This window comes from Streptomyces sp. NEAU-sy36 (assembly GCF_013423905.1).
Taxonomy (GTDB): Bacteria; Actinomycetota; Actinomycetes; order Streptomycetales; family Streptomycetaceae; genus Streptomyces; species Streptomyces misionensis.
In genome coordinates, this window is sequence record NZ_CP058977.1 from 1,817,460 (window position 1) to 1,837,756 (window position 20,297).

The following is a 20,297-nucleotide window of genomic DNA, read 5'->3' on the forward strand; positions in this document are numbered from 1 at the left end:
GCAGCACGGGCGCGTCGCTCACAGGGTTCCTCCCTGGTCCCGCCGCCGGTCCAGCCGGGCGGTCACCCAGTCCGTGAAGCGCGTCATCGGAATGGTCAGCGCCACGAACACCAGTCCCGCCACGATGTACGGCGTGTAGTTCAGACTGCGGCCCACGATGATGTCGGCCGCCCGTACGGCGTCCACCGCACCGCCGATCGACACCAGGCCGGTGTCCTTCTGCAACGACACCAGGTCGTTGAGCAGCGGCGGCACCTGCCGGCGCACCGCCTGGGGCAGCACGACGTACCGCAGCGCCTGGCGGTTGGTCAGGCCCAGCGAGCGTGCCGCCGCGCGCTGCGAGGGGTGGACCGACTCGATGCCGGCCCGGAACACCTCCGCGACGTACGCGGAGTACGTCAGCGTCAGCGCCGTGCCCCCGAGCAGCACCGGGTCGACCGTCACCCCCTGAAGCCGCAGCGCGGGCACGCCGAGGACAACGATCATCAGGTTGATGATCAGCGGCAGTCCGCGGAAGAAGTCGGTATACGCCGCGGCCAGCACCCGCAGCGGGAAGAACACCGGGCCGCGCAGGGTGCGCGCGATCGCGATCAGCATGCCGAGGACCAGCACGGCGACGCCGCAGACCACCAGCAGCCGGACGTTCAGCCACAGCCCTTCGAGCACCTTGGGCAGCGCCTCGCGCGCGTAACCGGCGCTGAAGAACGTCTCCTTGGTGCGCGGCCAGCCCGGCGCGTGGACCACGACCAGGTAGAGCACGGCGGCCGTGACGAGGGTCGACAGCGCGGCCACGGCCGTCGCGCGACGGGCCCGCGCCCGCTTGTGGCGCTCGCGCTCCAGGCGCCGCTCGGAGGGTACGTAGCCGTCGCCGGGCACGGCCGCGGCGCCGTCCGCTCCCTCCGGGACCGACTCGCCCTTGGTGACGGTCACTTGAGCACCGGGGCGCCGACGGCGTCGGACAGCCACCGCTGGTCGAGCCGCGCCAGCGTGCCGTCCTCGCGCAGCGCGTCGACGGCACGGCTCACGCAGGGGGTCAGCGCGCTGCCCTTGTCGAGCACCAGCCCGAACTGCTCGGGAGCGCGGCCCCGGTTCTCGAACTGGCCGACGATCTTCGCGTTCGTCACCTCGGCCGACGTGATGTAGAACGCGGTCGGCAGGTCGGTGACGACGGCGTCGACCTGGCCGTTGCGCAGCGCCGACTTGGCCTGGTCGTTCTTGGCGTAGACGGCGGGCTGCCGGTCGGGCTTCACCACGTCGGTGATGTAGTCGAGGCTCGTGCTGCCCACCTGGGCGCCCAGGCGCAGGCCGCGCAGGTCCGCGATGCCGGTCGCCTCGGCGGCCCTGCCGCCCTTGAGCGCGATGACGGCCTGGCGCACGTCGTAGTAACCGGAGGAGAAGTCGACGGCCTTCTTGCGCTCGGCGCTGACGGAGACCTGGTTGATGTCGAAGTCGAAGGTCTTCGCGCCGGGCGCGAACGCCTTGTTGAAGGGCACCCGCTGCCAGACCACCGCGTCCTTGCCGTACCCGAGTCGCTTCGCCACGGCGTACGCGACCGCCGATTCGAAGCCCTTGCCGTTCGCGGGATCGTCGTTCTGGAACCAGGGCTCGTAGGCGGGTTGGTCCGTCGCGATGGTCAGCTTCCCGGGCGTCCTGGTGGCCGCCTTGCCCTTGGCGCAGACGGCGCCGGCCGACCCGGTCCTGGCGGCCGACGGCTGCACCTCGGGCTGCGGGGCACAGCCGACGGCGGTGGTGAGCAGGGCGAGGGTGACGGCCGCTGCCGCGCGGCGCACTGTGCGAGGGGCGAGATGCATGGCGGGAGAGTGGCAGTGAACCCGGCTTTTGTCGAGGTCACGACCACGTGTGTCCGCATGGTGGGAGCGGGTGTTGCCGCCGTGTGAACGGGGACCACGGGGCCCGTGGGCGCCCTGGCCCGGGCCGCCGGCCGAGGGCGGGATGGGAAGACCGGCGGCCCTTCCGCTCAGGAGCCGTCATCCTGTGCGGCTGCCACCAGTTGACCGCGCGGGACCGCCCCGGGGGAGCGCGCGCGTGCGCCGGGCGCGCGCGAAACGTTCACACGGGGCGCGCGCAACGGCATTCACGCCGAGCGTGTGTGCCGGTCGTACGCCGGGCGTGCGGTACGCACCGTGTCGTCGCGCTCCCTCGGTATGCCAGGGCGGGGGAGGCCGCCCCGGCAAGCGCCGGGCCGGACACCGCACGGACCGGCGAGGACGCCCCGCCGGTACCGGCACCGTCCTGGACCCAGCCGGTCAGTCGCCGTGGGCGACCGGCTCGGGGGCGACGTCGAGCGCGTCGAGCACCGCCTCGCCGTTCTCCCTCGCCCACTCGGTCAGCGTGTGGATCGGAGCGATCAGCGTCTCACCGAGCGGGGTCAGCTCGTACTCGACGCGGCGCGGCGCCTCGGCGTGGACGTGGCGGCGGACGAGTCCGTGCGCCGCGAGCCGCCGGAGCGTCTGGGTGAGCATCTTGCGGGAGATGCCGCCGATCAGCTCGATCAGTTCGCCATGGCGCACCGGGCCCTTGCTGAGGCCGTAGAGCACGACCACCGTCCACTTGTCGGCGATCAGATCGACCGCCAGACGCGCGGGGCAGTCGGCGAGAAAGGAATCACCGGGACGGAAACCGCTCATGCGCCCAAGGTACCCGCGCCGGAGTTACCTGCTGGTTCCCAGCGGATCCATAGCCTGGCTTCTCCCCCTGCGCCACAAACGAGGAGAGTCATGCGCGTCATCACCCAGTACACGCTCGGCGGTCCCGAGGTCCTCACCATCGTGGACGCGCCCGAACCCCGCCCCCTCCCGACCGAGGTCCTCGTCCGCGTCAAGGCGATCGGGCTGAACCCGCTGGAGGCGCGCCTGCGCGCCGGCGAGTTCCCGCTGCTCGGCCGGCCGTCGTTCGTTCTGGGCTGGGACATCAGCGGTGTGGTCGAGGAGGCACCGGCGACGGGGCGGTGGAGGCCGGGTGACGAGGTGTTCGGAATGCCGCTGTTCCCGCGGGCGGCGAGGGCGTACGCCGAGGTCGTGTCGGCGCCGGCCCTGCACCTGGCACGCAAGCCGGCATCGCTCTCGCACGTCGAGGCGTCGGCGCTGCCGGTCGTCGGGCTGACGGCGTGGCAGGGCCTCGTCGACCTCGGCGGTGTGACCGAGGGCGATCGCGTCCTGGTGCACGGCGGTGGCGGCGGGGTCGGCCATGTGGCGATCCAGATCGCGAAGGCGCTGGGCGCGCACGTGACCGCGACCGCCGGCGGGCGGAAGCGCGAGTTCGTCGAGGAGTTGGGCGCCGACGAGGTCATCGACCACACCGCGGTCGACTTCGCCGAGGCGGTCCGCGACATCGACGTCGTGCTCGACACGGTCGGCGGCGACACGGTCGAACGGTCGCTCCACGTGCTCCGCCCGGGCGGTCACCTGGTGACGGCGGTCGCCGAGGAGGACGCCGCGCTCGCCGCCAGGTACGAGGCGGCCGGCATGCGCTTCAGCGGCATCGCGGTCGACCCCGATCCGGTGGCCCTGCGGGGTCTCGTCGATCTCGTCGAACAAGGCCGGCTCCGGGTCCATGTGCAGGAGACGTTCCCGTTCGAGCGCGTCGCCGACGCACACCGGCGGCTCGACGCCGGTCACCTCCAGGGCAAGCTCGTCCTCACTGTCTGATCCCGTCGGCGGGCCGCGCACGAGCGGGGACCAGCGCGGCGCCTGCCGCGCCTGCCGCTTTCCCGGTTCTCGCCGTGCCGGTGCGATGGGTGCGTTCGATGGCCTGGCCCCAGTAGGTTCCGGCGACCATGAGCACGGCGCCCAGAGCGGCCCAGAGGGTGAGCCGTTCGCCGCCGACGCCGATCCCGATGGCGGCGGCCCAGACCGGTTCGGTGCCCAGCAGCAGGCTGGCCCGGCTGGCGGAGGTCCCTTGCACGGCCCAGGTCTGGGCGAGGAAGGCGAACACGCTGCAGAACAGGGCGAGATGGATCAGCTGCGCCCAGGTGGTGGCACCGCTGTGCGCCAGGCCGGGCAGGCCGGTGACGGCGGGCGGCAGGAACAGCGCCGAGCCGACGACGGTCTGGGCGGTCGTCAGGTGCAGCGGGTCCATGGGGCGGCCCGCGGTGAGCCGTCCGACGAGGGCGAGATGCCCGGCCCGGACGACCGCGGCGGCGAGCACCAGCACGTCTCCGAGCCGTGGGGCGTGCAGCCCGGTGCCGGAGGCGAGCAGGCCGACGGCCACCGCGCAGACTCCGGCGGCGACGAAGAACGTCCACGGCAGCCGGCGGTTTCCGGTGCGGTCCAGCAGCGGGGTCAGCACGATGGTCAGGCTGATGATCAGCCCGGCGTTCGCGGCACTGGTGTGCGCCACCCCGTAGGTCTCCAGCACGAGCACGGCCGCCTGGGTCACTCCGAGCAGCGAGCCGGAGCGGATCTCCGCACGGGTCCAGCGGTGCCTTCGGCGGCGGAACGCGGCCAGGGCCCCGCACCCGAGCGCGGAGATCGCATAACGGGCGAACAGGACCGTCAGGACCGGGAGCGCGCCGGTGGCGGTCTTGGCCGCGAGGTAGCTGGAGCCCCAGACCAGCGCGACCAGGAGGAGTACCGCATCCGTGCGGCGGGCGATGTGCATACCCACACGCTGCCCGAGCACCACATTGAAGGCCAGAACGAACTTCTAAAGCAAAGGTGTAGCCGCCCTACACTGTCGGCGTGGACGAACGGCAGCTGCGCATCCTGCGCGAACTGGGAGACCTGGGCAGCGTCAGCGCGGTCGCCGAGGCGTTGCACGTGACGCCTTCCGCGATCTCGCAGCAGTTGCGGCTGCTGCAGCGTTCGAGTCCCGTCCCGCTCACCGAACGCGCCGGACGCCGCGTGGTCCTGACCGACGCCGGGCAGGCCCTGGCCGCGGCGGCCGTCAAGGTCGAGACCGCCCTGGCCCAGGCCCGGAACACGATCGCTGACTTCGCCGGGCAGCCCGACGGCGAGGTGTCGGTGGCCGCGTTCCACAGCGCGGCGTCCGCGTTCTTCCCGGTCCTGCTGCGGGGCCTCGCCGGCCCCGGCCTGCCACGCCTGGCGCTCGGGGACGAGGACGTCGCCCAGGACCGCTTCCCGGCCCTCACCCGCCACTACGACCTCGTCATCGCCCACCGCCTCGACCACGGTCCGCCGTGGCCGCGCGGCGTGACCTCCACGACGTTGCTGCGCGAGCCCCTCGACGTCGCCCTGCCGGCCGGCCACCCGCTGGCGTCCAAGGCGCTGCTGACGCCGCGGGACGTGGCGGACCAGCCGTGGATCACGGTGCACGACGGCTTCCCGCTGATGTCCACCATCGAGGCCATCGCGAGCGTCGCCAACCGCCGACCCGAGATCGTCCATCGCATCAACGACTTCGCCGTGGCCGCCGAGGTCGTCGCCGCCGGCGGCGGCCTCGCGCTGATGCCCCGGTGGACCGCCCGGCCGCACCCCGACGTCGTCCTCAGACCGCTCGGCGGAGTACATGCCCGACGTCACATCGACGTCCTGCACCGGCCCGAACGCACCGCCCGAAGGGCCGTCCGGACGGTCCTCGCCGAGTTGCACCGCGCCGCCGCACGGATCCAGGTCCGGGACCACTGAACCACCCGCCACCGGTGCGCACGCCCGCCTCTCGCCGGCAAGGGCCCCCGGCTCCGGCCGCGGGCCCTCTCGAAAGCGGTTCGGTGCCGCCGCCGGACGTCACCAGCCTCGCGCGCGCCACTCCGCGAGGTGCGGCCGCTCGTCGCCGAGCGTGGTGTCGTTGCCGTGCCCGGGGTAGACCCAGGTCTCGTCCGGCAGGATGTCGAAGATCTTCGTCTGCACGTCGTGGATCAGGCTGGCGAACGCCTCCGGGTCCTTGAACGTGTTGCCGACGCCGCCGGGGAAGAGGCAGTCGCCGGTGAAGACGTGCGGGTGGCCGTGCGGGTCGTCGTAGACCAGGGCGATGGAACCCGGCGTGTGCCCCACGAGGTGGCGCGCGGTGAGTTCCACCCGGCCCACCCGGATCACGTCCCCGTCGTCCACGAGCACATCGGTGGGGACGGGGATGCCGGGCGCGTCCTCGCGGCCGGCGTGGGTGCGCGCGCCGGTCGCGGCGACGACCTCGGCGAGCGCCTGCCAGTGGTCGCCGTGCCGGTGCGTGGTGACGACGGACGCGATGCCGTCGTCACCGATCATGCCCAGGAGCGTGTGCGCCTCGTTCGCGGCGTCGATCAGGAGCTGCTCGTCGGTGGCCCGGCAGCGCAGCAGATAGGCGTTGTTGTCCATCGGGCCGACCGCGATCTTGGTGATCATCAGGTCCTTGAGCTCGTGAACGTCAGCCGGTCCGCCGACCCTGACCTCTCCCGTGTACGTCATGTCGATCAGCCTATAGCGGGGCGGCGCCCGGCGGGCCGTCCATGTCGCGCGGGACGGGTCCTACAGCGGCGGCAGCTTCGGCAGCGCGCCGCCCTCCGCGGTCAGACCCGAGCCGTCGCGCCGTCCGGCGAGCCAGCCGACCAGCTCCGCCGCCGGGCCCGAGACGGTCACCTCGGGCTCGTCCGCGGCCCTGCCGGTGTCCCAGGTGTGCGTGCCGTCCGTGATCCGGGTGGCGGGGACGTCCGGGTTCCCCGAGAACCGCTGGGCGAGGAAGCCGGTCTCCCGCTCCAGGAACTCGGCGGGGACGTCCGCCAGCTCGTACCCGACCCCGAGGTCCACGTGGTGCAGCTCCACCTCGCCCCACCGCCGGAACGGCAGCCGGGCCGCGGCGTCGGTGACCCCGTTGCGCAGCTCCACCGTGCGCGTCCAGTCCGCGGGCGCGTCCCCCGCCGCCCGGAACCGCTCCGCGCTTTCCCGCAGGTCGGCGAGCTGGACGTCCAGGGGACGCGTCGCGCCCTCCTCGATGTCGGCGTCCCGCCCCGCGGCGCTCGCGTACATGGGACGGCCCTCCAGGGCGTTCACGAGCGCGTCCGCGTTGCGGGCGAGGTGGGCGAGGACGTGTCCGCGGGTCCAGCCGGGAAGCCGTGACGGCTCGGCGAGCGAGGCGTTGTCCAGTCGGGCGACCGCGCGCAGCAGCCGGTCGGTCGCGTCACGTACACATGCCAGGTCATGAGCGTGATCAATCATGGGCCCGACCCTAGCGGTGCCACACGTTCGGGTGAAGCTCGTGAAGCTCGTCCGCAAATCGAATGCACGTGCTATATCGTCGAGGGCGGCGTCGGGCATGCTGGAAGGCCGGGGATTGTTATGCAACCGGGCAATCCGACCGGCGTTGTCAGTGGCTCCCCCTAGTCTGGAGAAGACGGGGGCCCGCCCCTGTCACTTCTCCCAAGAAAGGTGCGGACCGGCGTGGCCGACCGTCTCATCGTCCGTGGCGCGCGCGAGCACAACCTGAAGAATGTCTCGCTCGACCTGCCTCGCGACTCGCTCATCGTCTTCACGGGCCTGTCCGGGTCGGGCAAGTCCTCCCTGGCCTTCGACACGATCTTCGCCGAGGGCCAGCGGCGCTACGTGGAATCCCTCTCCTCGTACGCACGGCAGTTCCTCGGCCAGATGGACAAGCCGGACGTCGACTTCATCGAGGGCCTGTCCCCGGCGGTCTCCATCGACCAGAAGTCGACCTCGCGCAACCCCCGCTCGACCGTCGGCACCATCACCGAGGTCTACGACTACCTCCGGCTGCTCTTCGCGCGCATCGGCAAGCCGCACTGCCCCGAGTGCGGCCGCCCGATCTCGCGCCAGTCGCCGCAGGCCATCGTGGACAAGGTGCTGGAGCTGCCGGAGGGGAGCCGCTTCCAGGTGCTGTCGCCGCTGGTGCGCGAGCGCAAGGGCGAGTTCGTGGACCTCTTCGCCGACCTCCAGACGAAGGGCTACTCCCGCGCGCGCGTGGACGGCACGACCGTCCAGCTGTCCGAGCCGCCGGCGCTGAAGAAGCAGGAGAAGCACACCATCGAGGTGGTCGTGGACCGCCTCACGGTGAAGGACTCCGCCAAGCGCCGCCTCACCGACTCCGTGGAGACCGCCCTCGGCCTGTCCGGCGGCATGGTCGTGCTCGACTTCGTGGACCTCCCCGAGGACGACCCCGAGCGCGAGCGCATGTACTCGGAGCACCTGTACTGCCCGTACGACGACCTGTCCTTCGAGGAGCTGGAGCCGCGCTCCTTCTCCTTCAACTCGCCCTTCGGCGCCTGCCCCGAGTGCACCGGCATCGGCACCCGCATGGAGGTCGACCCCGAGCTGATCGTCCCGGACCCCGACAAGTCCCTGGACGAAGGCGCCATCCACCCCTGGTCGCACGGACACACCAAGGACTACTTCGGCCGCCTGATCGGCGCCCTCGCGGACGCGCTCGGCTTCCGCACGGACATCCCCTTCGCGGGCCTGCCGCAGCGCGCGAGGAAGGCCCTGCTGTACGGCCACAAGACCCAGATCGAGGTGCGCTACCGCAACCGGTACGGCCGCGAGCGCGTGTACACCACGCCGTTCGAGGGCGCGGTGCCCTTCGTCAAGCGCCGGCACAGCGAGGCCGAGAGCGACGCCAGCCGGGAGCGCTTCGAGGGCTATATGCGCGAGGTGCCCTGCCCCTCCTGCCAGGGCACCCGCCTCAAGCCGATCGTGCTCGCCGTGACCATCATGGAGAAGTCGATCGCCGAGGTCTCCGCCATGTCGATCAGCGACTGCGCGGAGTTCCTGGGCCAGCTGAGGCTGAGCGCGCGGGACAAGAAGATCGCCGAGCGGGTGCTCAAGGAGGTCAACGAGCGGCTGCGCTTCCTGGTCGACGTCGGCCTGGACTACCTCTCGCTCAACCGCGCCGCCGGCACCCTCTCCGGCGGCGAGGCCCAGCGCATCCGCCTGGCCACCCAGATCGGCTCCGGCCTGGTCGGCGTGCTGTACGTGCTGGACGAGCCCTCCATCGGTCTGCACCAGCGCGACAACCACCGGCTGATCGAGACCCTGGTGCGGCTGCGCGACATGGGCAACACGCTCATCGTGGTGGAGCACGACGAGGACACCATCAAGGTCGCCGACTGGGTGGTGGACATCGGCCCCGGCGCCGGTGAGCACGGCGGCAAGGTGGTGCACAGCGGTTCGCTGAAGGAACTGCTCGCCAACACCGAGTCGGAGACCGGCGCCTACCTCTCCGGCCGCAAGGCGATCCCGCTCCCGGACGTCCGGCGCCCGCGCGACCCCTCCCGCCAGCTCACCGTGCACGGCGCCCGCGAGAACAACCTCCGGGACATCGACGTGTCCTTCCCCCTCGGTGTCTTCACGGCGGTCACGGGCGTGTCGGGATCCGGCAAGTCCACCCTGGTCAACGACATCCTCTACACCCACCTGGCGCGCGAGCTGAACGGCGCCCGGACCGTCCCCGGCCGCCACACCCGCGTCGCGGGCGACGACCTGGTGGACAAGGTCGTGCACGTCGACCAGTCGCCCATCGGCCGCACCCCGCGGTCCAACCCGGCGACCTACACCGGCGTCTTCGACCACATCCGCAGGCTGTTCGCCGAGACCACCGAGGCGAAGGTCCGCGGCTACCAGCCGGGCCGCTTCTCCTTCAACGTCAAGGGCGGCCGCTGCGAGAACTGCGCCGGCGACGGCACCATCAAGATCGAGATGAACTTCCTCCCGGACGTCTACGTCCCGTGCGAGGTCTGCCACGGCGCCCGGTACAACCGGGAGACCCTGGAGGTCCACTACAAGGGCAAGTCCATCGCCGAGGTGCTGAACATGCCGATCGAGGAGGCCATGCACTTCTTCGAGGCGGTCCCGGCGATCTCCCGCCACCTGAAGACGCTGAACGACGTCGGCCTCGGCTACGTCCGCCTCGGCCAGTCCGCCACCACCCTCTCCGGTGGCGAGGCCCAGCGCGTCAAGCTCGCCAGCGAGCTCCAGAAGCGCTCCACCGGACGCACGGTCTACGTCCTGGACGAGCCGACCACCGGTCTGCACTTCGAGGACATCAGCAAGCTGCTGACCGTCCTCGGCGGCCTGGTCGACAAGGGCAACACGGTCATCGTCATCGAGCACAACCTCGACGTGATCAAGACCGCCGACTGGCTCGTGGACATGGGCCCGGAGGGCGGCGCCGGCGGTGGCCTGGTGGTCGCCGAGGGCACGCCCGAGGAGGTCGCCGCGGTCCCGGCCAGCCACACCGGCAAGTTCCTGCGCGAGATCCTCGGCGCCGAGCGCATCAGCGACGCGGAACCCGTCAAGGCGCCGCGCGCCACCCGGAAGACGGCCGCGGCCAAGTCGGCGGCGAAGAAGACGGTGACGGTCAAGGCCGACAGCACGGCGACCAAGAAGGCCGCCGCGACCACCAAGAAGACGGCCGCGAAGAAGGCGACACCGGCGAAGAAGACGACGCGCGCCCGCAAGGACTGACGCCGGATCAGACCCCGGCGGCTCGACCGGGACGAGACCTGACACCGAATCAGGAAAACGGCGCCCCGCGGGAACTCCCCGCGGGGCGCCGCTCGTTCCCTCGTCCGTCGCACCGGCCGGCGGCCGCTCCTCGACAAGAGCAGAGAGGAACCAGACGGTTCACAGATCACCCAGCTCGGCCGCGTACGGCGGCTCCGCGCCCGCCCGCGAGCAGGTGACCGCCGCCGCGCGCGCCGCGAAGCGCAGCAGCCGGGTCCAGCCCTCCCCGCCGAGGGCGGCCAGCGCCCCCGGCGACAGCGCGTCCTGGGCGGCCAGACCGTGCAGCAGGGCGGCGTTCACCGTGTCCCCGGCACCGATGGTGTCCACGACGTCCACCTTCTCGCCGGGCACGGAGTACTCGCCGCCCTCGGTGAACACGGTCAGACCGTCGCCGCCCCGGGTCACCACCACCGCCGACGGCCCCTCGGCCAGCCACTCGCGCGGCGTGCCGCCCAGCCACGCCGCGTCCTCCTCGGACACCTTCAGCAGCGCCACCGACGGCAGCCAGCTCGCGAAGCGCGCCCGGTAGGCGTCCGCGTCCGGGATCAGTCCCGTCCGGATGTTCGGGTCGAGCGCGGTGAAGAGACCCTGCCCGGCCGCCCGCCGCAGCAGCTCCTCATAGGCGCTCGCCCCCGGTTCCAGGACGAGCGAAAGAGTGCCGAAGGACACCGCCCGCGTGCCCGCCGGGAGCGAGGGGGGAGCGGTGAAGAGACGGTCGGCGGTGCCGTCGACGTAGAAGGAGTACGCGGCCGAGCCGCCGTCGTCGATCGTGGCCACCGCGAGGGTCGTCGGCTCCGGCCCGCGCTGCACGCCGGACACCTCGACGCCCGACCGCCGCAGCCCGTCGAGCAGCGCCTCGCCGAAGGCGTCGCAGGACGTCCGGGAGCAGAAGGCGGTGGGCGAGCCGAGCCGGCCGAGGGCGACCGCGGTGTTGTAGGGGCCGCCGCCGGGCGCCGGCTTCAGGGCCGCCAGGGCGCCGGGGCCCTGCGGTACCAGGTCGATCAGTGCCTCACCGGCGACGACGATCACGAGGAGGTTCCCTTCTCGGACGGGGACTCGGGCAGCGGTTCGGGCAGGGCGGACGACGCGGTGCGCGACGCCGCTTCGGGAAGCTCGGGTCCCTCCGGGCAGCCGCAGGAGCCGCGGTGCACGAACGTGCAGGGCAGGCGGACCGTGCGGGGCGGCCGGTCCGGCTCGGCGAGGCGTTCCAGGAGCAGCCGCACGGCCTCGGCGCCCAGTTCCCTGCTCGGCTGGGCGACGGCGGTGAGCCGGGGCGAGAACAGGTCGGCCCAGGGGAAGTCGTCGAAGCAGCACAGGGCGATGTCGCCGGGCACGGACAGGCCGCGCCCGGCGAGGGCGCGCAGGGTGCCGAGCGTCATCGCGTTGTTGGCGGTGACGAGCGCGGTGGGCGGATCGGGCAGGGCGAGCAGGGCGGCCGCGGCCCGTTCCGCACCGGCCGACTCGGAGTCGCCGGACACCAGGAGGCGGTCGTCGACGGCCAGGCCCGCGGCGGCGAGGCCGTCCCGGTAGCCGGCGACGCGCTCACGGGTCGTGCTGAGCCCCGGCAGGCCCGCGACCAGGCCGATCCGGCGGTGTCCCAGCCCGGCGAGATGGGCCACGAGCCGGGCCGTCGGACCGGCACTCTCGGCGCAGACCTGGTCGAAGTGCGGGGAACCCGCGCCGGGAGCCGCGTCCACGTCGTCGACCAGCCGGTCCAGGAACACGGTCGGTACGGCGTGCCGGCGCAGATAGCCGACCAGCTCGCCCGGCTGTGCGGACGGAGCGACGATCATGCCGTCCACCCGCCGCTCGTGGAGGAGCCGCGCGACCTTCTGCTCGTGTGCGGGATCGTCGTGCGGGTCCGCCAGGAGCAGGCCGTACCCGGCCTCCAGGGCGGCGGCCTCGACGCCCTGGAGGATCTCGGTGAAGTACGGGTTGCTGATCGCCGACACCGCGAGCCCGATGGACCGGGTGCGGGCGGTCACCAGGGAGCGGGCCAGGGTGTTGGGCGTGTACCCGAGGGCGTCCACGGCGTCCAGGACGGCCTGCCGGGTGCCCGGCAGCACCGGGCGTGTGCCGTTGAGCACGTGGGAGACGGTCGCCACGGAGACCCCGGCGCTCCGCGCGACGTCCGCCATGGTGGGCATCGCGTTCCCCTCCCCGCCCGTCCGCCGACCGTTCCCGCCCGGCCCCCACCAGGCGGTCCCCGGCGGGTGCGGTCTTCAGGCCGGGAAGGTATCCCATCGACCGGCCCCGCGTAAACGCTTGCGCAAGCGTTTACGCGCTCCCGTTCGCCCTGCCGCACACCTCCCCGGCTCCCGTCGCACGCACCGCACCCCGCCCCCGGAGCGGCCCTTCTGCCCCGGTATCGTCGCCCCGTACACCCCTTGACCAGTGGAGTTCGAGATGCCCACGCGACCGTCCGCGAGCCGTCGTACCGTCCTTCGAGGGGCCGCCGTGGTCCCGGTCGCCGGGCTCGGCCTGGCAGCGTGCTCCGCACCGGGAGGCAACGGCGCCTCCGCGTCCACCCCGACCGCTCCGGTGGACCTGGGCGCCGAGAACGAGGTCGCCAAGGGCGGCGCCAAGCTCTACCGGGACCACAACGTGGTGGTCAGCAGGGACGACAGCGGGGCGCTCAAGGCGTACAGCACGATCTGCACGCACGCCGGTTGCGCCATCAACAAGCTCCAGGGGACGACCCTGATCTGCCCCTGCCACGGCAGCCAGTTCGACGCCCTGACCGGCAAGGTGGTCCAGTCGCCGGCCACCGTGCCCCTGACCGAGCTGTCGGTGAACACCAAGGACGGCAAGATCGTCGCGGGCCCGGCGGCCTGACCCCGGCGGCGACCCGGCCGGTCCCGGGCCGACCGGCGGGCGCCGCGCTCCCGTTCACCGTTGCCAGTCCCATGCGATGCCTACGATGCCCGGCCGGATGCGCGGCTCGACCACATGGACGCAGTGGTGCGGAGCGGTCACGGGCAGTTCGTGCCGCCCGCCGCGCGGGGCCGCCGGGGAGTGCTGGGTGAAACGGTGGCAGCGAACCGGCAGCGCCGCCGCGTCGAAGCGCACCTGGAGCGCGTACTGACCGCCGGGCGCGTCGAAACCGCGCAGGTACTCGCGGGCCGTCTCGGCCGTGCCGTCCTCGACGGCGTACCGGAAGAGGAACGTGTCCCCGGCGCGCAGCCGGGTGCCGAAGAGCAGCTCGGCCACCAGCACGCCGGTCTCCTGGTCGAAGCGGACACGCCCGGTGCGGCAGTTCTCCAGGGCCCGCACCCGCATGTCGCGCGGCGCGCAGCCCGGGTCGCCCTGGTGCACCACGAGGAAGCCGTCGACGCCGTCGCGGTGGGCGCGCACGATGTGATGGGCCTCGCGGGCCGCCAGCTCGCGCCGGGCGCCGATCCGGACGCACTCGTGGTGGCCCAGGGTGTGCAGCCCGCCGTCCGCCGGGCGGCCCAGCTCGGCCCGGAGCCGGCCCAGCACGGCCGACGCCTCGACCAGGGAGCGGTACGAGCGGGCCGACCGGCGGCCGGACCCCGGATGCCGGTCGGGCTCGGCGAGCAGCCGGATCAGGGACTCGTCCGGCAGCTGGAGGATCTCCTCCAGGGCGCGTACCGCGCGCAGCGACTCCGGGCGCTGCGGGCGGCGGGCGCCCTGCTGCCAGTAACTCAGGCTGGTCACCCCTACCTTGACCCCGTGGCGCGAGAGATGGTGCTGCACGCGCTGGAGCGGCAGGCCGCGCGCGGCGATCGCGGCCCGCAGCGCCACGTGGAAGGGGCCGCCCCGCAGGGCCGAGTCCAGTTCCCCGCCGGGAAGGTCCGCGTGCTGTGTGGCGTGCAGCATGCCGAGGGGCCTTTCTGTGAAGTGTCGCGACGGCTGGTCGGACCGTCTGCGCGGGTGTGCGGGGCCACCCCCGTGGCGTCATGGACGCCCATGGCTGCGCACGCCGCGCCCCTTCGCACGTGCCGGCCCCGAGTTCCCCCGCATTGAAGCGTGTTGATCAGCACCCGACAACACCTGGGGACCGGTCGCACCGTACGACTGGCCGGAGCCCGCCCCTCGTCGGCCGGCGGGCGCCGACGGGCGGCCCTTTCGCGCCCCGGAGCCGAACGGACCGGTCCGCGCGCCGCGGCGCCGGCGTCGTCCACAGGCCGGACGCGGTGTCGGCGCTCGCCAGTAGGGTGTGAGACATGGCCGATCCCTCCAGCTACCGCCCCAGGCCGGGAGACATCCCGGACACCCCCGGGGTGTACAGGTTCCGTGACGAGCACCGCCGGGTGATCTACGTCGGAAAGGCGAAAAGCCTGCGCCAGCGCCTGGCGAACTATTTCCAGGACCTGGCGAACCTGCACCCGCGCACCCGGACCATGGTGACCACCGCCGCGTCCGTGGAGTGGACCGTGGTGTCCACCGAGGTCGAGGCGCTGCAGCTGGAGTACTCCTGGATCAAGGAGTTCGACCCCCGGTTCAACGTCAAGTACCGCGACGACAAGAGCTACCCGTACCTCGCGGTGACGATGAACGAGGAGTTCCCGCGCGTCCAGGTGATGCGGGGTCACAAGAAGAAGGGCGTGCGGTACTTCGGGCCGTACGGACACGCCTGGGCCATCCGGGACACCGTCGACCTGCTGCTGCGGGTCTTCCCGGTGCGCACGTGCTCGGCGGGCGTGTTCAAGAACGCCGCCCGCACCGGCCGGCCCTGCCTGCTCGGCTACATCGGCAAGTGCTCCGCCCCCTGCGTCGGCCGCATCAGCCCCGAGGACCACCGGGACCTGGCCGACGAGTTCTGCGACTTCATGGCAGGCCGCACCGGCACCTACCTCCGCCGTCTGGAGAAGCAGATGATGGAGGCGGCGGAGGAGATGGAGTACGAGCGCGCCGCCCGGCTGCGCGACGACATCGGGGCCCTGAGGAAGGCCATGGAGAAGAGCGCGGTCGTGCTCGCGGACGCGACCGACGCGGACCTCATCGCCGTCGCCGAGGACGAGCTGGAGGCGGCCGTGCAGATCTTCCACGTGCGCGGTGGCCGGGTGCGCGGTCAGCGCGGCTGGGTGACCGACAAGGTCGAGGAGGTCACCACCGGCGCCCTGGTCGAGCACGCCCTGCAGCAGCTGTACGGCGAGGAGACCGGGGACGCCGTGCCCAAGGAGGTCCTGGTCCCGGCGCTGCCCGAGCCGGTCGAGCCCGTCCAGGAGTGGCTGACCGGCCGCCGCGGTTCACATGTGTCGCTGCGCATACCGCAGCGCGGCGACAAGAAGGCGCTCATGGAGACCGTGCAGCGCAACGCCCAGCAGGCGCTCGCCCTGCACAAGACCAGGCGCGCCTCCGACCTCACCACCCGCTCCCGCGCCCTGGAGGAGATCGCCGACGCCCTCGACCTGGACAGCGCCCCGCTGCGCATCGAGTGCTACGACATCTCGCACCTCCAGGGGGACGACGTGGTCGCGTCCATGGTGGTGTTCGAGGACGGCCTGCAGCGCAAGAGCGAGTACCGCCGCTTCCAGATCAAGGGCTTCGCCGGCCAGGACGACGTCCGCTCCATGCACGAGGTGATCACCCGCCGCTTCAAGCGGTACCTCGCCGAGAAGGAGCGGACGGGGGAGTGGGCCGACGGCGAGGACACCGACGGCGCCGCCACCCCCGTCGGCACGGCCCCCGTCGACACCCTGGCCACGCCCTCCGCCGCCGTCCCCCCGCACACCGGCACCGACGCGGACACGCGCCCCGAAGCCGGTGCGATCACCGGTACGCGACCCGCCCCGGCCGAGCCGGCCCCGACCGCCCCCGAACCCGGCGTCGGCCCGGTGGACGGCGCCCTCAAGGACGACGACGGCCGCCCGCGGAAGTTCGCCTACCCGCCCCAGCTCGTCGTGGTCGACGGCGGTCAGCCGCAGGTCGCGGCGGCCCAGCGGGCGCTGGACGAGCTGGGCATCGACGACATCGCGGTGTGCGGCCTCGCCAAGCGGCTGGAGGAGGTCTGGCTGCCCGGTGAGGACGACCCCGTCGTGCTGCCCCGCACCAGCGAGGGCCTGTACCTGCTCCAGCGCGTCCGGGACGAGGCCCACCGGTTCGCGATCACCTACCAGCGCACCAAGCGCGCCAAGCGCTTCCGCGCCGGCCCCCTGGACGACGTCCCCGGCCTCGGCGACACCAGGAAACAGGCGCTCATCAAGCATTTCGGCTCGGTGAAGCGGCTGCGGTCCGCCACAATCGAACAGATCCAGGAAGTGCCCGGGATAGGCCGCAAGACGGCCGAGACCATCGCCGCGGCCCTCGCCCAGGCGGCCCCGGCCGCACCCGCCGTGAACACGGCGACCGGAGAGATCATGGAAGACGAGGAACCCGAGACGACGGCGGGTTCCTCGGGGGCGCCCGTGACCACGGGTCCCCCGGACGAACGACGGGGGCAGGAGACATGACCGAGCACGACGCAGACCCCACGCCGCGCCGAGATCAGGCGCGCGGCGGCCCGGGCGACGACACGGCCCGGCAGCACACGGGCCGGTCCGACGCCCGGCGGCACACGGGCCAGGACACGGCCGACGACAACGGAGCACAGGTGAGTACGGGCAGCGAGACACCCGGGGTACCCGAAGCGGCCATCCCCGAGCTGGTGATCATCTCCGGCATGTCCGGAGCGGGCCGTTCGACGGCCGCGAAGTGTCTGGAGGACCTCGGCTGGTTCGTCGTGGACAACCTCCCGCCCGCCCTCATCCCCACCATGGTGGAGCTGGGCGCCCGCTCCCAGGGCAACGTGGCGCGGATCGCGGTGGTCGTGGACGTCCGCGGCCGCCGCTTCTTCGACAACCTGCGCGAGTCCCTGGCGGACCTGGAGGCCAAGCACGTCACCCGGCGGATCGTCTTCCTGGAGTCCTCCGACGAGGCCCTGGTGCGCCGCTTCGAGTCGGTGCGCCGCCCGCACCCCCTCCAGGGCGACGGCCGCATCGTGGACGGCATCGCCGCCGAGCGGGAGCTGCTGCGCGAACTGCGCGGCGACGCCGACCTGGTGATCGACACCTCCAGCCTCAACGTGCACGAGCTGCGCGCCAAGATGGACGCCCAGTTCGCCGGCGAGGAGGAGCCCGAACTGCGGGCCACCGTGATGTCCTTCGGGTTCAAGTACGGCCTGCCGGTCGACGCCGATCTCGTCGCGGACATGCGGTTCCTGCCGAACCCGCACTGGGTCCCGGAGCTGCGCCCGTTCACCGGCCTCAACGAGGAGGTCGCCGCCTACGTCTTCAACCAGCCCGGCGCCAAGGAGTTCCTGGACCGCTACGCCGAGCTGCTCCGGCTCATCGCGGCAGGGTACCGGCGCGAGGGCAAGCGCTACGTGACCATCGCCATCGGCTGCACCGGGGGCAAGCACCGCTCGGTCGCGATGTCGGAGAAGCTCGCCGCGCGCCTCGCGGCCGAGGGGGTCGAGACGGTGGTCGTGCACCGGGACATGGGACGGGAATGACGGAACGTACACCGCGGCTGGGCCGGCTGCGCCGGATGGTGCCGGACGCGCGCTCCGGCCGCACCGCCGGCACCGGGGCCGGCCGCCCCGCCGAGGCCCGCGGGGGCCGGCCCCGCCGCCGGGGCGCCCAGCCCAAGGTGGTCGCGCTCGGCGGCGGCATGGGCCTGTCGGCCTCGCTCGCCGCACTGCGCCGGATCACCGGCGACCTCACCGCCGTGGTCACCGTGGCCGACGACGGCGGCTCCAGCGGCCGGCTGCGCGACGAGCTGGGCGTGCTGCCGCCCGGCGACCTGCGCAAGGCGCTGGCCGCGCTCTGCGGCGACGACGACTGGGGCCAGACGTGGGCCCGGGTCATCCAGCACCGCTTCACCTCCCAGGGCGACCTGCACGACCACGCGGTGGGCAACCTGCTGATCGTCGCCCTGTGGGAGCAGCTCGGCGACCACGTCCAGGCCCTTGACCTGGTGGGCAAACTGCTCGGCGCACACGGGCGTGTGCTGCCCATGTCCGCCGTGCCGCTGGAACTCCAGGCCCTGGTCAAGGGGCACGACCCGGAGCGCCCGGAGGACGTGGACACGGTGCGCGGGCAGGCCACGGTCGCGCTGACCCCCGGTGAGGTGCAGTCCGTGCACCTGGTGCCGAACGACCCGCCGGCCGTCCCCGAGGCCCTGGCGGCGGTCCTGGACGCGGACTGGGTGGTGCTCGGCCCCGGCTCCTGGTTCTCCTCGGTGATCCCGCACCTGCTCGTGCCCGAGCTGCTGGACGCACTGACCGAGACCAAGGCGCGCAAGGTCCTGTCCCTGAACCTCGCCCCGCAGCCGGGAGAAACCGACGGCTTCTCCCCGCAGCGTCATTTGGAGGTTTTGGGGCGACACGCCCCTAAACTCGCCCTGGACGTGGTGCTGGCCGACGAGGCCGCCGTGCCCGACCGCGACTCGCTCACCGAGGCCGCCAAGCGGCTGGGCGCCGCGGTCGAGCTGGCCACGGTGGCCCGGACCGACGGAACACCCCGGCACGACCCGGAGCTGTTGGCCGCCGCGTACGACCGTATTTTTCGGATGCATGGAAGGATCGGCCCATGGCGATGACGGCAGCGGTGAAGGACGAGATCTCCCGGCTCCCCGTCACCCGGACCTGCTGCAGGAAGGCGGAGGTCTCCGCCATTCTGCGGTTCGCCGGCGGCCTGCATCTGGTGAGCGGGCGCATCGTGATCGAGGCGGAGCTGGACACGGCGATGGCGGCGCGCCGCCTCAAGCGGGACATCCTGGAGATCTTCGGGCACAGTTCCGAACTGATCGTGATGGCTCCCGGCGGGCTGCGGCGCGGCTCGCGCTACGTCGTCAGAGTCGTCGCGGGCGGCGACCAGCTCGCCCGGCAGACGGGCCTGGTCGACGGCCGGGGCCGGCCGATCCGCGGGCTGCCCCCGCAGGTGGTCTCGGGGGCCACCTGCGACGCGGAGGCGGCCTGGCGCGGGGCCTTCCTCGCGCACGGCTCGCTGACCGAGCCCGGCCGCTCCTCCTCCCTGGAGGTGACCTGCCCGGGCCCGGAGGCCGCGCTGGCGCTGGTCGGCGCCGCCCGCCGGCTGTCGATCGCCGCGAAGGCCCGCGAGGTGCGCGGGGTGGACCGGGTGGTCGTCCGTGACGGCGACGCGATCGGCGCGCTGCTGACCCGGCTGGGCGCGCACGAGTCGGTGCTGGCCTGGGAGGAGCGCCGGATGCGCCGCGAGGTGCGGGCCACGGCCAACCGGCTCGCCAACTTCGACGACGCCAACCTGCGGCGCTCGGCGCGCGCGGCGGTGGCCGCCGGGGCCCGGGTGCAGCGCGCGCTGGAGATCCTCGGGGACGAGGTGCCCGAGCACCTCGCCGCGGCCGGGCGGCTGCGCATGGAGCACAAGCAGGCCTCGCTGGAGGAGCTGGGCGCGCTCGCCGACCCGCCGCTGACCAAGGACGCGGTCGCGGGCCGCATCCGCCGGCTGCTGGCCATGGCCGACAAGCGGGCGGCCGATCTCGGCATCCCGGGCACCGAGGCCAACCTGACCGAGGAACTGGCGGACAACCTGGCCGGCTGACCGCCCCGCGCGCCGACACGCCGGTGCCGCATCCCCGTCCGAGGGATTCGGCACCGGCTTTTCGTGTGCCCTCGCCCGTCGAACTCCCCGGCTCCATACCACAGGTGAGCGGAGCCCTCATCAAGGGTGCGGAAACGGGGTACTCAACAGGTGAGCCGACCCGCTCACGAACGAGTGACAACGTCGTCAGCAAGGGGGGACATCGGATAGCAAATCCGGGTGAATCGACCGCCGATCCAGGGGGGTCCGTACCCCTACTGACGTGTACGGAAGACCTGCCCATGTATGCGCCATCTCGATGTCACCGAGGGCCCCTCGGAGAGGTAGGGTCGGTGGTGGTCGGGGACATCCCAAACAGAGCTCGCCG

General features: G+C 72.7%; 17 protein-coding genes. 8 read left to right on the top strand and 9 right to left on the bottom strand.

Going from position 1 to position 20,297, the window contains the following annotated elements; genetic code table 11:
• Nucleotides 1–18 precede the first annotated feature (18 nt).
• The 3 genes from HZZ00_RS08235 to HZZ00_RS08245 all read right to left on the bottom strand — a co-directional run bounded on the left by HZZ00_RS08235 (nucleotide 19) and on the right by HZZ00_RS08245 (nucleotide 2,648).
• Nucleotides 19–930 carry an amino acid ABC transporter permease gene (locus HZZ00_RS08235; protein ID WP_070028481.1) on the bottom strand — a complete coding sequence of 304 codons (912 nt, stop codon included), beginning with the start codon at nucleotides 928–930 and terminating at the stop codon, nucleotides 19–21.
• Complete coding sequence (locus HZZ00_RS08240; RefSeq protein ID WP_180331584.1) at nucleotides 927–1,811, bottom strand: ABC transporter substrate-binding protein; 885 nt, start codon at nucleotides 1,809–1,811, stop codon at nucleotides 927–929. Before HZZ00_RS08240 ends, HZZ00_RS08235 begins: the two co-directional genes overlap by 4 nt.
• A gap of 456 nt (nucleotides 1,812–2,267) precedes the next feature.
• On the bottom strand, nucleotides 2,268–2,648 hold the full coding sequence (locus HZZ00_RS08245; RefSeq protein ID WP_180331585.1) for a helix-turn-helix domain-containing protein: 381 nt from the start codon (nucleotides 2,646–2,648) through the stop codon (nucleotides 2,268–2,270).
• Nucleotides 2,649–2,738: 90 nt separating this feature from the next.
• Here HZZ00_RS08245 and HZZ00_RS08250 point away from each other — a divergent pair, with 90 nt between their 5' ends.
• Nucleotides 2,739–3,668 carry an NADP-dependent oxidoreductase gene (locus HZZ00_RS08250; protein ID WP_180331586.1) on the top strand — a complete coding sequence of 310 codons (930 nt, stop codon included), beginning with the start codon at nucleotides 2,739–2,741 and terminating at the stop codon, nucleotides 3,666–3,668.
• Here the strand turns inward: HZZ00_RS08250 and HZZ00_RS08255 are convergent.
• On the bottom strand, nucleotides 3,658–4,620 hold the full coding sequence (locus HZZ00_RS08255; RefSeq protein WP_180331587.1) for a DMT family transporter: 963 nt from the start codon (nucleotides 4,618–4,620) through the stop codon (nucleotides 3,658–3,660). The two genes, HZZ00_RS08250 and HZZ00_RS08255, sit on opposite strands and share 11 nt — an antisense overlap.
• Nucleotides 4,621–4,700: 80 nt before the next feature.
• On the opposite strand from HZZ00_RS08255, the gene HZZ00_RS08260 reads away from it, so the two are divergent.
• Nucleotides 4,701–5,606 carry a LysR family transcriptional regulator gene (locus HZZ00_RS08260; RefSeq protein ID WP_180331588.1) on the top strand — a complete coding sequence of 302 codons (906 nt, stop codon included), beginning with the start codon at nucleotides 4,701–4,703 and terminating at the stop codon, nucleotides 5,604–5,606.
• A 99-nt stretch (nucleotides 5,607–5,705) separates the two neighbouring features.
• On the opposite strand, the gene HZZ00_RS08265 is transcribed toward HZZ00_RS08260, so the two are convergent.
• Both HZZ00_RS08265 and HZZ00_RS08270 read right to left on the bottom strand, forming a co-directional pair.
• A complete protein-coding gene (locus HZZ00_RS08265) occupies nucleotides 5,706–6,362 on the bottom strand; it encodes an MBL fold metallo-hydrolase (RefSeq protein WP_180331589.1) in 657 nt (218 codons plus the stop codon).
• 60 nt (nucleotides 6,363–6,422) lie between these two features.
• The gene (locus HZZ00_RS08270; protein WP_180331590.1) at nucleotides 6,423–7,109 is read right to left on the bottom strand and encodes a maleylpyruvate isomerase family mycothiol-dependent enzyme; all 687 of its coding nucleotides are present in this window, start codon (nucleotides 7,107–7,109) and stop codon (nucleotides 6,423–6,425) included.
• A 222-nt stretch (nucleotides 7,110–7,331) separates the two neighbouring features.
• Here HZZ00_RS08270 and uvrA point away from each other — a divergent pair, with 222 nt between their 5' ends.
• The gene (uvrA, locus tag HZZ00_RS08275; protein ID WP_180331591.1) at nucleotides 7,332–10,367 is read left to right on the top strand and encodes an excinuclease ABC subunit UvrA; all 3,036 of its coding nucleotides are present in this window, start codon (nucleotides 7,332–7,334) and stop codon (nucleotides 10,365–10,367) included.
• Nucleotides 10,368–10,526: 159 nt separating this feature from the next.
• On the opposite strand, the gene HZZ00_RS08280 is transcribed toward uvrA, so the two are convergent.
• On the bottom strand, nucleotides 10,527–11,435 hold the full coding sequence (locus tag HZZ00_RS08280) for a carbohydrate kinase (protein WP_180331592.1): 909 nt from the start codon (nucleotides 11,433–11,435) through the stop codon (nucleotides 10,527–10,529).
• The gene (locus tag HZZ00_RS08285; protein WP_180331593.1) at nucleotides 11,432–12,553 is read right to left on the bottom strand and encodes a LacI family DNA-binding transcriptional regulator; all 1,122 of its coding nucleotides are present in this window, start codon (nucleotides 12,551–12,553) and stop codon (nucleotides 11,432–11,434) included. The genes HZZ00_RS08280 and HZZ00_RS08285 overlap by 4 nt, the downstream gene beginning before the upstream one ends.
• A 259-nt stretch (nucleotides 12,554–12,812) precedes the next feature.
• On the opposite strand from HZZ00_RS08285, the gene HZZ00_RS08290 reads away from it, so the two are divergent.
• A complete protein-coding gene (locus HZZ00_RS08290) occupies nucleotides 12,813–13,241 on the top strand; it encodes a Rieske (2Fe-2S) protein (protein WP_180331594.1) in 429 nt (142 codons plus the stop codon).
• 54 nt (nucleotides 13,242–13,295) lie between these two features.
• On the opposite strand, the gene HZZ00_RS08295 is transcribed toward HZZ00_RS08290, so the two are convergent.
• Complete coding sequence (locus HZZ00_RS08295) at nucleotides 13,296–14,246, bottom strand: hypothetical protein (protein WP_180331595.1); 951 nt, start codon at nucleotides 14,244–14,246, stop codon at nucleotides 13,296–13,298.
• Between the two features lie 347 nt (nucleotides 14,247–14,593).
• Between HZZ00_RS08295 and uvrC the strand changes: the two genes are divergently transcribed.
• Genes uvrC through whiA form a run of 4 tightly spaced genes read left to right on the top strand, consistent with a single transcriptional unit; the run spans nucleotide 14,594 to nucleotide 19,930 of the window.
• A complete protein-coding gene (gene uvrC / locus HZZ00_RS08300) occupies nucleotides 14,594–16,822 on the top strand; it encodes an excinuclease ABC subunit UvrC (protein WP_180331596.1) in 2,229 nt (742 codons plus the stop codon).
• Complete coding sequence (rapZ, locus tag HZZ00_RS08305; RefSeq protein WP_180331597.1) at nucleotides 16,819–17,862, top strand: RNase adapter RapZ; 1,044 nt, start codon at nucleotides 16,819–16,821, stop codon at nucleotides 17,860–17,862. Before uvrC ends, rapZ begins: the two co-directional genes overlap by 4 nt.
• The gene (yvcK, locus tag HZZ00_RS08310) at nucleotides 17,859–18,950 is read left to right on the top strand and encodes a uridine diphosphate-N-acetylglucosamine-binding protein YvcK (protein WP_070028467.1); all 1,092 of its coding nucleotides are present in this window, start codon (nucleotides 17,859–17,861) and stop codon (nucleotides 18,948–18,950) included. The genes rapZ and yvcK overlap by 4 nt, the downstream gene beginning before the upstream one ends.
• Nucleotides 18,941–19,930, top strand: coding sequence for a DNA-binding protein WhiA (gene whiA / locus HZZ00_RS08315; RefSeq protein ID WP_014672011.1), 990 nt, complete (start codon nucleotides 18,941–18,943; stop codon nucleotides 19,928–19,930). Before yvcK ends, whiA begins: the two co-directional genes overlap by 10 nt.
• The last annotated feature ends 367 nt before the right edge of the window (nucleotides 19,931–20,297 follow it).